Here is a 12,672-nt window from a genome sequence, read left to right on the forward strand (position 1 = left end):
TCGTGGCCGCGGGCTGACGGTGGGCGGATGCCCGTGGCCTGCTGTCCGGGCCGCCGAACCGGGGGCCGCCCCGGTTCGCCGCGCTGGCCCGGCCCCTATCCCCGCGCGCCCCGGACGGCATCCCAGACGGCGTCGGCGACCTGTCGCTTCGTGCCGGATGCCTCGGCCACCACGGCGCCCGCGCGGCCGAGCACGACCACGGTGTTCTCGGATGCCTCGAACCCGCCGGTCCAGCCGACCCGGTTCACGACCAGCAGGTCGGTGCCTTTGCGGGCGTGCTTGCGGCGGCCGCGATCGAGCAGGTCGGCGTCGTCGGCCGCGGTCTCGGCGGCGAAGCCGACGATGGTCTGGCCCTCCCGCCGCGCGCGCACGAGACCGGCCAGCACATCCTCGGTCTCGACCAGCTCCAGAGTGCGCGCGTGGCCGCTGACGGCATCCTTGCTCAGCTTGCCGTCCGAGACCGACGCCGGCCGGTAATCGGCCACGGCCGCGGCCATCACGATCACGTCGGCGTCGGCGGCGGCATCCACCATCGCGGCCTGCAGCTCGGCGGCGGTGCCGACCCGACGCATCGGAATCGTGCCCGCCTCATCCAGGACGCCCGCATCGGTGTGCGCCGCGACCAGTGTCACGGCCGCGCCGCGGTCGGCGGCGGCCCGGGCCAGGGCGGTGCCCTGCCGTCCACTGGAGCGATTGCCCAGGAACCGCACCGGATCCAGCGGCTCGCGGGTGCCGCCGGTCGAGACGACCACGCGCAGCCCGGCCAGGTCCTGCGGCGCGATCACGGCGAGTGCGGCGGCGACGATCTCTTCCGGCTCGACCATGCGGCCGGGGCCCGAGTCGCCGCCGGTGAGCGGGCCGTCGCCGGGCCCGATCACGTGCGCGCCCCGTTCGATGAGTGTGGCGATGTTGTGCTGGGTGGCGGGATGCCGCCACATCTCGGTGTGCATCGCCGGCGCCAGAACGACTGGCGCCGTGGTGGCAAGTAGGGTGGTGCCCAGCAGGTCGTCGGCGATGCCGGCGGCCATCTTGGCAAGGGAGTTGGCAGTGGCGGGCGCGACGATCACGAGATCAGCGGACTGGCCGAGGGCGACATGGCGCACCTGCGGCACGTCGTCATGCACCGAGGTGGTGACCGGGTGGCGGCTGATCGCCTCCCACGTCGGCAGCCCGACGAACCGCAGCGCGTCGACGGTGGGCACGACATGAACCTGGTGACCGGCTTTCACCAGCAGCCGCACCAGGTGCACCGACTTGTAGGCCGCGATGCCGCCGGTGACTCCCACGACGATGAACATGGCACGATCCTCCCATCTCCCGGCGGAGGTGCGCGATGTGCACGGTGATCCTGCGCGTGCCGGACCATGCCGGCGAGCCGATGCGCATCCTGGCCGTGCGCGATGAAGACCCGAATCGGCCGTGGCAGCCGCTGGGCGCCTGGTGGCCCGAGGCGCATCCGGGCGTGGTCGGGGTGCGCGACGTGCGCGCGGGCGGTGCCTGGCTGGCAGCGGATGCCGCGACCCGGCGCCTGGCCGTACTGCTGAACCGGCACAGCCCGCCGGTTCCCGAAGGCGTCGCGCCGATCTCACGGGGGGCGATCGTGCTGGATGCCGTCGCCGGCGACGCTCCGGAACCGACGCACGCGGTTCTCGGCTTCAACCTCGTCGACGCCGGGCCGGACGGGGTGCGGGTCATCACGTGGGACGGCCTGACGCGCAGCGAGGTCGCGGTGCCGCCGGGCACCCACATGATCGCGCACGACGACCTGGACGACCCGCGCACCGCTCGGATCACCGCCTGGCACGATGCGTTTGCCGCTGCGTCGACGACCGACGACGCGGCGGCATCCGCTTCGCCCGCGATGCAGGCGGGGGAGGTCGCCGACCCCGACCGGGCGCTCGCCGACACCGTGCCGCCGGCGTCGGGCGCCATCGCCTCGGGCGGACCGGCCTGGGCGCATCCGTGGCTCGAGGTGCTGGCGCGCAGCGCCGAGCTGGGGGCCACGGACGACCGGGCGATCATCCGCGACAACCGGCCGCTGGGCTATCCGACCCAGTCGCTGCTGCTGTGCGTGGCCTCGATCGGGACGGACGGCGTCGAGGTGGAGTACGGGCAACTCGATCTGCCCGGGCACTGGAACCCGGTGCATCTGGTGCCGCCGCGCGGCCTCGACATCTGAGCCGGCACCGGCCCGGCATCGGCCCGGCATCGGCCCGGCACGGAAAGAATCTTCACCCACCCCCTATCTATTAAGAACCTTTCCTGATAGATTCCGACTCACAAGCGAAAGCGAAACGAATCCATGTCGACGAAGACACTGCCCGGCACGCCTTCCTGGTTGCGCCAGCGAAACGAGCGCACCGTGCTCTCGGTGCTGTTCGACCATGGCGTGCTGACCCGCAATCGCATCGGTGAGTTGTCTGGGTTGTCCAAGCCCACGGCATCGCAGATCGTGGCACATCTCGGAGACGTGGGGATCATCGAGGCGGTCGGCGAGGTCTCCCGCGGGCGCGGCCCCAATGCCGCCACCTACAGCGTGCGCAGCGACCGAGGTCTCGGTGTGGCCGTCGACATCGGTGAGTCTGAGATGCGCTCGACGGTCGTCGACGTCAACGGCACGGAATATCCCATCGCAGAGACCGTCATCGACGCGAGCGAGGGCGACCGCGCCGCGGCGTCGGTGGTGCAGCAGGCCGTGGACGCCGCCTGCGCGGCAGCAGGCAAGTCCCCCTCCGCTGTCCGCGTCGTGTCCCTCGGGATCCCCGGATCGGTCGATCCGCGCACCGACGAGCTCTCCTTCATCGATGCGTTGCCGAACTGGCCGACGAAGAATGTCCGCGCCCAGCTTGAGGCCGAGCTCGGGTTCGAGGTCGTCATCGACAACGACGTCAACCTCGCGGCGATCGCCGTGCGCAGCGAGGGGTCGGGCGCCGAGGCGAACAGCTTCGCGCTGCTCTGGATGGGCGAGGGCCTCGGCCTGGCCGTCGATCTCGCCGGGGCCGTGCATCGCGGGGCTGCCGGTGGTGCCGGTGAGATCGGCTACCTGCCGGCGCCGCGCAACGCGGCTGAGATCGACCCGGACGCCACCGACCTGCAGCAGCTGTTCGGCCAGGCGGCAATCCTCGCCATCTCGCGTGCGCACGGCGTATCGGGCGATGACCGGGCGGTGCTGGAGGCGCTGACCACCCATCCCGCGCGCGCGGCCGTGCTGACCGAGGTCGCTCGCCGCGTGGCGATCGGGGTGGTGCCGGTGCTGGCGATCCTCGACCCGGAGCTGATCGTCCTCGGCGGCCCCGTCGGTGCGGCCGGCGGAGAGCTGCTGGCCGAACTTGTCAGCTCCGAGGTCCGCCGCACGACGCTGTGGCATCCCCGCATTACCGACTCCGGCATCGCAGTGCATCCGGTGCTGCGCGGCGCCCGCATAGTGCTCGTCCGCGAGGTGCGGCAGCGCCTGCTGCATGAACTCGAAGCGAAGTCCTGACGGACGCGCGGCATTGCGCGCAACGAAGACCATCCGTATCCGATCGGAAGAAAAGTGAGGTATCACGTTGAAGAAGTACTCATATCTGCGCAAGCTGGCCACGTTCGGCGCGGTCGCCACCACCGCTGCGCTCGTTCTGTCGGGGTGCTCGAGCGGCACCAGCGGCAGCAGCTTCGGAGCCAGCGCTCCGCAGAGCCTCAAAGGCACCGTCTCGCTGTGGCACTTCTTCACCGACCGTGAGGCGTCGGTGATCAAGGGGGTCGTCGACAACTTCGAGAAGGCTAACCCGGGCGTCACGGTCACCATCCACTCCGGGCAGGACGACCAGAAACTCCAGCAGAAGATCGCGACCGGCGGAGACATCGATGTCGCCATCTCGGGGTCGACCGACAGCGTGGGGCTGTTCTGCTCGAGCGGCTCGTTCCGTGACCTCGCGCCGGTGATCTCGCGAGACAAGGTCGACATGTCCCAGTTCTCCGACGTCGCCAGAAGCTACACCTCGTTCGATGGCAAGCAGTGCGCGCTGCCGATGCCTGCTGACGCCTACGGCCTCTACTACAACACCGATCTGCTGAAAGCGGCCGGCTACACCGCGCCGCCCAAGACGCTCTCCGAACTCGAAGCGATGGCGCTGAAGATGACCACGTACAACACCGACGGGTCGATCAAGACGCTGGGCTTCAACCCGCTGATGAACTTCTACGAGAACCAGCCCGTGAACTGGACCGGGGTCAACGGTGCCGCGTGGATGTCAGACGACGGGACCAAGAGCGACGTCAACAACCAGGCCTGGAAAGACCTGCTGACCTGGCAGAAGGGGTTCATCGACAAGATCGGCTATGACAAGCTGAAGGCCTTCAGCGCGGGACTGGGCGACGAGTGGTCGGCCAACAACGCCTTCCAGACCGGCCAGCTGGCGATGAACCTGGACGGCGAGTGGCGGGTCGCGTTCATCGCAGACCAGAAGCCGGATCTGCACTATGGCACGGCGCCCTTCCCTACCGGCGATCAGTACACCGATCTCTACGGTGGTGGCTACACGACCGGCACGATCGCCGGGATCGCCAAGGGGTCGCAGCACGCCGAGCTGGCCTGGGCGCTGCTGAAGTACCTCGCGACCAACACCGATGCCGTCGTGGATCTGTCGAACGGGATCAAGAACATCCCGACGACGAAGGACGCGCTGAGCTCGCCGAAGCTGGACTTCCCCGAGCAGTTCACGACGTTCCTCGACATCGCCAAGAGCCCGCACCTCATCACGGTTCCGGCGACGGCGATCGGACATGCCAACCAGACGACGTTCCAGAACTTCTGGGACAACTGGCAGTCCGGTGCAGACACCGACCTGGAGGCAGGACTGGCCAAGGTCGACCACGACATCGACAATGCCCTGGCGCTGAGCAAGGCACCGTGAGATGACCGTCTCGACTGTCCGGATGGAGCGGGCGGCGTCGGCCGTCCGCTCCACCCGGACTTCGCGGCCGAAGATCAAACGCCAGCTGGTGATCTGGGCGATGCTGACTCCGGCGCTGCTCGGGCTGGGAGTGTTCTTCGGGTATCCGCTGGTCGCCAACATCTACTTCTCGCTGACCCGCTACAACCTGCTGACGCCGCCGGAATGGATCGGATTCCGCAACTACATCTACCTGTTCACGCAGGATCCGGCAATCGTCACGGCGACCCTCAACACCCTGTGGCTGGTTGTCATCCTCGTGCCGGTGCGGGTCATCTCGGCCATGGCGGTGGCCGGACTGCTGACGCGGGTCAAGCACGGCAGCGGCTTCTGGCGCACGCTGTTCTACCTGCCCGCGCTCGTTCCGCCGGTGGCCTCGACCGTGGCGTTCGTCTTCCTCTTCAATCCGGGCACCGGGCCGGTCAACCAGGTCCTCAAGTTCTTCGGCATCCAGGGTCCGCTGTGGTTCAGCGACCCGGCCTGGTCCAAGCCTTCGCTCGTGCTGCTGGGCATGTGGGTGCTCGGAGACATCATGATCATCTTCTTGGCGTCGTTCCTGGATGTACCGCAGGAGCAGTACGAGGCGGCAGCGCTGGACGGCGCCAACGGCCTGCAGAAGCTGCGGTATGTGACCATTCCCACCGTCATCCCGGTGATCGTCTTCGCCGTGATCACGGGCGTCATCGCCGCGCTGCAGTACTTCACCGAAGCAGCCGTCGCATCCAGTGTCGCCAGCGGCACCGCCGGCGTGAACAACGGCATCGGCGCACTGCTCGGCTACCCGGCCAACTCGCTGCTCACCTACACCGAGTGGCTCTACGTCCGTGGCTTCAGCAACTTCCAGCTCGGCTATGCGGCCGCCCTGGCAGTGGTGCTGTTCGTGGTCGCCAGCGTGTTCGTGGGCATCCTGCTGCGCCAATTCAAGGCCTTCAGTCCGGAGGACGCATCATGACCGCCACGACGAACGCCGCAGTCCTGTCGGCGCAACGGCGCCGCCCGAATCGGCTGCTGGTCTTCATCGGCGAACACGTCGTTCTGGTCACGCTGGGCATCCTGTTCATGGCGCCCGTGGTCTTCGTGCTGCTGACCTCGTTCATGTCGGCCAACCAGACGTTGACCGCATCGTTCTGGCCGAACCCGTTCGACTGGGGCAACTATGCGCGCGCGTTCGGCCAGGTGCCGCTCGCGCTGTGGTTCGGAAACTCGGCGACCTATGCGGTGCTTGCCACCGCGTTCATGCTGGCCTCGTCCGTGCCCGCCGCGTATGTGCTGGCCAAGATCCGCTTTCGCGGAGCGAACCTGATCTTCCTCGCCATCATCATCGCGATGCTGCTGCCGCCGCAGATCACCGTCGTGCCGATCTACGTGATGTGGGCGCAGCTCGGGCTGACCGGAACGCTGTGGCCGCTCATCCTGCCGAATCTGCTCGGTGACGCGTTCTCCATCTTCCTGCTGCGGCAGTTCTTCCTCACGATCCCGAACGAGTATGCCGACGCGGCCAGGATCGACGGCAACGGTGAGCTCGGGGTGCTCTTGCGGGTGGTCGTGCCGATGGCCAAGCCCGGCATCGCCGCCAGCGCGATCTTCCTGTTCTTCAACGCGTGGAACGACTTCTTCGGCCCGCTGCTGTACACGTCGGAGAACCCGCAGAACTGGCCGGTCGCCTATGGCCTGGCCACATTCCATGGCTCGCACGGCACCGACTGGGGCACCACGATGGCCGTGACGATGCTGGTGACCATCCCGGTCGTGGTCATCTTCTTCTTCGCCCAACGCACGTTCGTCGAGGGCATCACACTGACCGGAGTGAAGGGATAGCGGTAATGAAGTTAGCGGTTGTCGGCGGAGGGTCGACCTACACGCCGGAGCTCATCGACGGGTTCGCCCGACTGCGAGACACCTTGGCGATCGGGGAGGTCTGGCTCGTGGACCCCGACGTGCACCGCCTCGAGCTGGTCGCGGCGATCTCGCGGCGCATGTTCGCCCGAGAGGGGCATCCGGGCAAGATCGTGACCACCTCCGACCTTCAGGCCGGTGTCTCGGACGCCGATATCGTGCTCATCCAGCTGCGTGTCGGCGGACAGGCCGCCCGCAAGGGGGACGAGACCTGGCCGCACGCATGCGGGGTGATCGGGCAGGAGACGACCGGTCCGGGCGGCTTCGCGAAGGCATTGCGCACCGTGCCGGTCGTGCTCAGGGTCGCCGAGGCGATCCGCACCTTCGCCAAGCCGAATGCGTGGATCATCGACTTCACCAATCCGGTCGGCATCGTCACCCGCGCGTTGCTGCAGGCCGGCCATCGCGCCGTCGGGCTGTGCAACGTGGCGATCGGCTTCCAGCGCCGCTTCGCAGACATGCTCGGAGTCGACCACGGCCGCGTGCAGCTGCAGCATGTGGGCCTGAACCACCTCACCTGGGAGCGCGGCGTGACCGTCGACGGCGCACCGGTGCTGGACGACCTGCTGCACGCGCATCTGGGTGACCTGGCAGAGGAGGTCGAGCTGCCCGGCAGCCTGCTGACCATGCTCGGAATGGTCCCGTCCTACTACCTGCGCTACTTCTACGCCCACCAGGAGGTGCTGACCCAGCAGCTCGGCTCGGCGACCCGCGCGGAGGCGGTCATGGCGGTGGAGCACGCGCTGCTGAAGATCTATGCCGATCCGAAGGTCGACACCAAGCCCGAGGAGCTCAAACAGCGCGGCGGGGCCTTCTACTCCGAGGCCGCAGTCGACCTGATCGCGTCGCTGACCGCAGACCGCGGCGACGTGCAGGTGGTGAACCTGCGCAATGACGGCGCGTTGCCGTTCCTGCCGGACGACCATGCGATCGAGGTGCCGGCGACCGTCGGCGCCGACGGCGTGCATGCCCTTCCCATCGAACCGCTGCCGGAGGACCTGGCGGGGCTGATCGGGCATGTCGCGGGCTACGAGCGCCTCGCGCTGGATGCCGCAGTCCAGGGCGGTCGAGACCGCGTGCTTCGGGCGCTGCTGGCTCATCCGCTGGTGGGGCAGTACGACCGCGCCGAGAAGCTGACCGATCTGCTGCTGGCCGAGAACGCCCGCTACCTCGAATGGGCATCGTGAGCGGGCGCCCCGATGATGCCATTCTGATCGCGGTCGACGGGGGAGGATCGAAGACAGACGGTGTCGCCCTCGACCTCGAGGGGAACGTGATCGCTCGCGCCCGGATGCCCGGGTCGAGCCCGCAGACGATCGACCTCGGCCCGGCGGTGCACGTCGTCGACTCGCTCATCCGGCGGGTGCACGACGCCGCGGGCGGGCGCCCGCTGCTGCAGACCAACATCTATCTCTCCGGCCTCGATCTGCCCGCAGAGGTGTCTGCGTTCGCGCGGGCCGTCGCGACCACGCCCTGGGCGACAGGCGTCACCGGCCATCCCGCAGTGGTCGGCAATGACATGTTCGCGCTGCTTCGCGCGGGCACAGAAGAACAGGATGCCGTTGCCGTCGTGTGCGGCACCGGGATCAATTGCATCGGAGTGCGCAGCGATGGGCAGCAGGCCCGGTTCGCGGCCCTCGGCAGGATCTCGGGCGACTGGGGCGGCGGGTCGTTTCTCGGCGAGCAGGCCCTGTGGCACGCGGCCCGCGCGATGGACGGCCGCGGCGACGCGACTGTTCTGACCAGCGCCATCCCCGCCCATCTGGGGCTCGCCGATGTGGCGGCGGTCATCGAGGCCTTCCACTTCGGCACGCTGCCGGCGGGCAGCTTCTCTGGAATGGCTCCGCTGGTGCTGGAAGCATCCGATGCCGGCGATGCGATCGCACGCGGCATCGTCGACCGGCAGGCCGACGAGATCGTGGCGTTCGCGGTCGCGGCGATGAAGCGCCTCGATCTGCTCACGCGTCCGGTGCCGGTGGTGTTGGGCGGCGGTGTGCTCGCGACGGGGAATGATCGCCTGATCGGGGGAGTCGAGGCCGGGCTCGCAGACCTCGCGCCGCTGGCCGTGGCCACGCTCGTGCGATCGCGGCCGATCCTGGGTGCGGCGCTGCTGACGCTTGAGACAGTGGGCGCGCCGCGCACCGCCCTGAGCACGGCGCGCGCTGCGCTCGAGCATCTGAAGGCGAGTAAGCGCTCGCCTCACGCCGCGGCTGCTGCGGGATCGTGATCGCATAGGCGCGTCTCGCGTAGGTGCGTCGGCCCGCTTAAGTCGACGTCGTCCGTGCGGCGCGCTTCGCGGCGGCCAGATCGCCGTCACCCCGTCCGCGCGCGTGGTCGCATCCAGAGCGGATGCTTCGCCGCGCGGCGCCAGCGCCGGTGCGGATCCCACCACGAAGGGCCACGCACTTCGGGGACGCCGTCGCGGATGCGCACCTCCCACCCGCTGGATCCCAGCGTGCGGTGGTGGAACCAGCACAGGGTGACCCCGTTGTCGGTGGAAGTCGGGCCGCCCTCGGCCCATTCCTGGGCATGGTGGATCTCGCAGCACACGGCCTTGATGCGGCATCCCGGGATCACGCACCCGCCGTCGCGGGTCGCGATCGCCCGGCGCTGCTGCGGCGTGAAGATGCGATCCTGCACCTGGATGTCGAGGATGCGGCCGAACGAATCGCACGTGATGCGCTCGATCTTGCCGCAGCACCCCACATGCCGCGCGACCTCGAGCGGAACGGGCTCGTCGATGCCGTCGATGTGCGCGAATCCGACGCCCGCCACGAGGTCTTCGGCCCGCACGACGACGGTCAGGGTCGGGGCGGCGCCGCCGAGCGTCGGCATGTCGGCGCAGCCGGCGGCGGCGGTGAGGATCGCGGCGAACGCGTCGTGCCGGCGCTGCCCGGCCGTCCGCGTGTCGGCGAGGCGCTCGGGCGGATCGTCGTCGTCTGCGGCCGGCCCGAACGACGGCTGCCGTTTCGGATTGTCGATCGCGTCGGTGAGCAGGGTCAGCTGTGCCGCGACATCCGCGAGCAGGTAGCCGCGCACCGATGCGAGTCCGTCGCGCACCCGCCCGACGCGGATCTCGCGCAGGCGCTGCGCTCGATCTTCGCGCGGCTCGGCGCCGTCCTGGTCGAGGACCATCGCCCACACCTGCGCCTGCCAGCGCAGGTCGTCGGCACCCGCCGGGGGAGCCTGGTCTGGTGCCGTGCCGGATGCCGCGGCCGCCAGCTCGGTGTCGGCGGCCAGTCGCTGCGCGACAGTGGCGGCGGGCAGGGCCTTGTCAAGTGCCCGGACGATGCCGCCCAGCGCCTCGCTCGACACCTCGCCGGCGCCCAGCGCCTCGCGCAGCGACGGGTAGTCGGCGGTCAGCAGCTCGCCTGATGAGAGCGCCGTGCGCCGATGCACGGCGTCGGCCGCGCGCACGAGCTCGGATGCGCGCTGGGCCGAGCACCGGGTCGCACGACGGAGCAGTTCGTTCGTGTCGCGGCATCCCATCCGCGTCGACAGCCGGTCGACGCGCTCGGCGGTGAGGCAGCGCTCGTGCACGTGCCCGGTCGCCTCGACCAGGGCGGCGTCGACGAGTCGGCCGAGGCGGGATGCCGTGGCCAGCACGCGGAGCAGCTCGGCGTCATCGCAGCCCGCGAGGGCGTTGCCGTCGAGCGCCTCGCCGACGGCAAGCGAGAGTGCCTCGTCGAGGCGATCGAGCTGTGCGGCCAGTGCTTCCATACCTTCTATTCAACCCGGTACCTCCGACATTGAAACGGCCATTGACCGGGAGTTATCCACAGGTGGAGCAGCCCCCGTCGGGTCGCCGGGAATCGTCGTCAGCCAGGGAAGGAGATTCCGGCGGCAGAAGGAGATCCCGCGCCGGAATCACCTTCCGCGGCGGGGATCTCCTTCGTCCGAGACGGGCTACTCGGCCGTCAGCGTCCACGCACCGTCGGCCTGCACGGAGATGATCGACGGGCCGGCCGACAGGGGCACGGTGCCGGAGTACTTGCCGATCTCGTTGACCAGCAGACCCATGCTGAACAGCTGGTCGGTTGCTTCGTAGACGACGAAGTTGCGCGAGCCGTCGTGGGTGGCGGTGAGCGCTGCGGCGTCGCCGTTGTACAGCAGCACCATGTCGCCGGTGCCTTTGGCTGAGCCGGTCAGTTCTTTCGCCGCCGAGAACGGTGTGATCGTGACGGTCCAGGCGCCGTCGGCGGTCACCTGCAGGCGAGTGCCGTCGCCGAGCGCCATGAGCCCCCATGCGGTCGTGCCCGAATAGGCGCCGATCGTGTTCACGAGCAGCTCGCCGGTCGACTGGTTCGAGGCATCCAGCGCGGCGATCGCGAAGTTGCGCTGACCCTTGTGCGTCGCGGTGACGACGCCGCCGGTCGCGCCCTTGGGCAGCGTGATGAGCGAGTCGCCGGTGCCGCTCTTCTTGATCGTCGCGAACGTGCCGTAGGCATCATCGGCCCAGGATGCCGCGAGGTTGACCGGCGCTGCCGGCTCGACGGGTTCGACGCTCTGTGCGGGGGCTGCGGATGCCGCGGCCGACGTCTCGTCGGTCGGTGCGCCGGCGGGCGGTGTGCTGGCCGCGGGCGCGATGCGGTCCTGGCGCAGTGCGTCGGGCGCCTTCTGTGCGTTCGCGGCGGTGACCGAGCCGATCACGATACCGGCCACGATCAGTGCGGCGGTGACGATCCAGGCCACCTTCTTGTGCTGGTCATAGCCGACCAGCGGCCGGCCGGCCTTGTCGCGCATCGCGCCGGTCAGGATCAGGATCAGGTCGATCAGCACCCAGACGCCGAAACCGCCGAACGTGATCAGTTTCAGGATGCCGGTGCCGACCTTGCCCAGGTAGAAGCGGTCGACGCCCAGCACGCCGAGCAGGTAGGAGAGCAGCCAGGCGGTGACGAATGACTTTGCGGCCGATGGCGGCGGCGTGTAGGGCGCCGGCGCAAAGGCGCCGGTGTGTGATGCGGGGATGGACATGAGATTCCTTTCGTGGTGAACGGGATGTCGTGGGGTCAGAGCAGCAGGTACGAGCCGAGCGCGCTCATGAAGAGCTTCTTGGCGGAGTCTGCAACGGCGTAGACCTCTTCGCCGCTGAACTTCTGGCCCTTGTACAGGTCGGGTGCTCCCGAGATGGATTCACCGACGGGCACGACCGACGCCGGCTGGTAGAGGTTGCCGTCCTGATCGGCGATCTGCCAGTCGTACATCTCGGAACCGGGCCGGACGGCTTCGCTGCTGAGACCCGTGAAGGTGGCCTTGATGATCACGTAGTGGTAGCCCTTGGGGGCCTTGTCGTTGAACTGGTTCGCCTCCGCGACCTTCTTGTCGCCGTCGGCGGCGATCAGGTCGAACGTCACCGAGTAGTAGTCCTCGTCGTCCTGCGTGATGGTGGCGGTGTAACCCTTCGGAAAGGGGTTCTCGAGCGACCCCGGTTCGGGTTCGGTGCTCTCTGGCTCCGCTTCGACCGGTGCGCTCGATGCTTCGGCGTCATGCTGCTCCGGGTAGGTGACGTTCGGTGACGTGGGAGCGTCGGTGGCAGTGATCGTCGAGACGGCGCTGCATGCCGTCATCATGGTCAGCGCGGCTGCCAGCCCGATGCTGATGACGATGAGTCGCTTCATGGTTCCTTCTCCTTCGAACAGGGACGGGGGTGGCGGGCGGACGGCGATCCCCATCGCCGCCCGCCCTGACGCGAGGGGTTCCGAACGGCTTTCCCCAGCGCCGGAGGTCGCTCTCTGCGTCGAACTCGAACCTAGAAGCGCACCGCCCCCCATGTCTGGAAAATGCATGATAAGGCTGCTTATCACACAGCGCGATTGCAGCGGCTAACCAAGCGCGCTACCGT

11 protein-coding genes are annotated in these 12,672 nt (G+C 68.7%); 7 read left to right on the plus strand and 4 right to left on the minus strand.

Annotation, left to right across the window (positions count from 1 at the left end):
* Positions 1-95 precede the first annotated feature (95 nt).
* Positions 96-1,298, minus strand: a complete 1,203-nt coding sequence (coaBC, locus tag ABD705_RS13650) for a bifunctional phosphopantothenoylcysteine decarboxylase/phosphopantothenate--cysteine ligase CoaBC (RefSeq protein ID WP_344784507.1) — start codon at positions 1,296-1,298, stop codon at positions 96-98.
* 35 nt (positions 1,299-1,333) lie between these two features.
* Between coaBC and ABD705_RS13655 the strand changes: the two genes are divergently transcribed.
* The 7 genes from ABD705_RS13655 to ABD705_RS13685 all read left to right on the plus strand — a co-directional run bounded on the left by ABD705_RS13655 (position 1,334) and on the right by ABD705_RS13685 (position 9,057).
* Positions 1,334-2,179, plus strand: coding sequence for an NRDE family protein (locus tag ABD705_RS13655; protein ID WP_344784509.1), 846 nt, complete (start codon positions 1,334-1,336; stop codon positions 2,177-2,179).
* 123 nt (positions 2,180-2,302) lie between these two features.
* Complete coding sequence (locus ABD705_RS13660; protein WP_344784511.1) at positions 2,303-3,481, plus strand: ROK family protein; 1,179 nt, start codon at positions 2,303-2,305, stop codon at positions 3,479-3,481.
* Positions 3,482-3,548: 67 nt separating this feature from the next.
* Positions 3,549-4,895, plus strand: coding sequence for an extracellular solute-binding protein (locus tag ABD705_RS13665; protein ID WP_344784513.1), 1,347 nt, complete (start codon positions 3,549-3,551; stop codon positions 4,893-4,895).
* Position 4,896: 1 nt separating this feature from the next.
* A complete protein-coding gene (locus ABD705_RS13670; RefSeq protein WP_344784515.1) occupies positions 4,897-5,886 on the plus strand; it encodes a carbohydrate ABC transporter permease in 990 nt (329 codons plus the stop codon).
* A complete protein-coding gene (locus ABD705_RS13675) occupies positions 5,883-6,752 on the plus strand; it encodes a carbohydrate ABC transporter permease (RefSeq protein ID WP_344784517.1) in 870 nt (289 codons plus the stop codon). The genes ABD705_RS13670 and ABD705_RS13675 overlap by 4 nt, the downstream gene beginning before the upstream one ends.
* Before the next feature lie 5 nt (positions 6,753-6,757).
* On the plus strand, positions 6,758-8,017 hold the full coding sequence (locus tag ABD705_RS13680; protein ID WP_344784519.1) for a 6-phospho-beta-glucosidase: 1,260 nt from the start codon (positions 6,758-6,760) through the stop codon (positions 8,015-8,017).
* Complete coding sequence (locus ABD705_RS13685; RefSeq protein ID WP_344784521.1) at positions 8,005-9,057, plus strand: N-acetylglucosamine kinase; 1,053 nt, start codon at positions 8,005-8,007, stop codon at positions 9,055-9,057. The genes ABD705_RS13680 and ABD705_RS13685 overlap by 13 nt, the downstream gene beginning before the upstream one ends.
* An 86-nt stretch (positions 9,058-9,143) precedes the next feature.
* Here the strand turns inward: ABD705_RS13685 and ABD705_RS13690 are convergent, their stop codons facing one another.
* From ABD705_RS13690 to ABD705_RS13700, 3 genes are all read right to left on the minus strand, one after another.
* A complete protein-coding gene (locus tag ABD705_RS13690) occupies positions 9,144-10,550 on the minus strand; it encodes an HNH endonuclease signature motif containing protein (RefSeq protein ID WP_344784523.1) in 1,407 nt (468 codons plus the stop codon).
* A 186-nt stretch (positions 10,551-10,736) separates the two neighbouring features.
* Positions 10,737-11,804 (minus strand): TM2 domain-containing protein, encoded by a 1,068-nt coding sequence (locus tag ABD705_RS13695; protein WP_344784525.1) that lies wholly within the window; start codon positions 11,802-11,804, stop codon positions 10,737-10,739.
* 35 nt (positions 11,805-11,839) lie between these two features.
* Positions 11,840-12,448, minus strand: a complete 609-nt coding sequence (locus tag ABD705_RS13700; protein WP_344784527.1) for a hypothetical protein — start codon at positions 12,446-12,448, stop codon at positions 11,840-11,842.
* Positions 12,449-12,672 lie beyond the last annotated feature (224 nt).

The organism is Microbacterium kribbense, from assembly GCF_039537285.1.
GTDB lineage: Bacteria > Actinomycetota > Actinomycetes > Actinomycetales > Microbacteriaceae > Microbacterium > Microbacterium kribbense.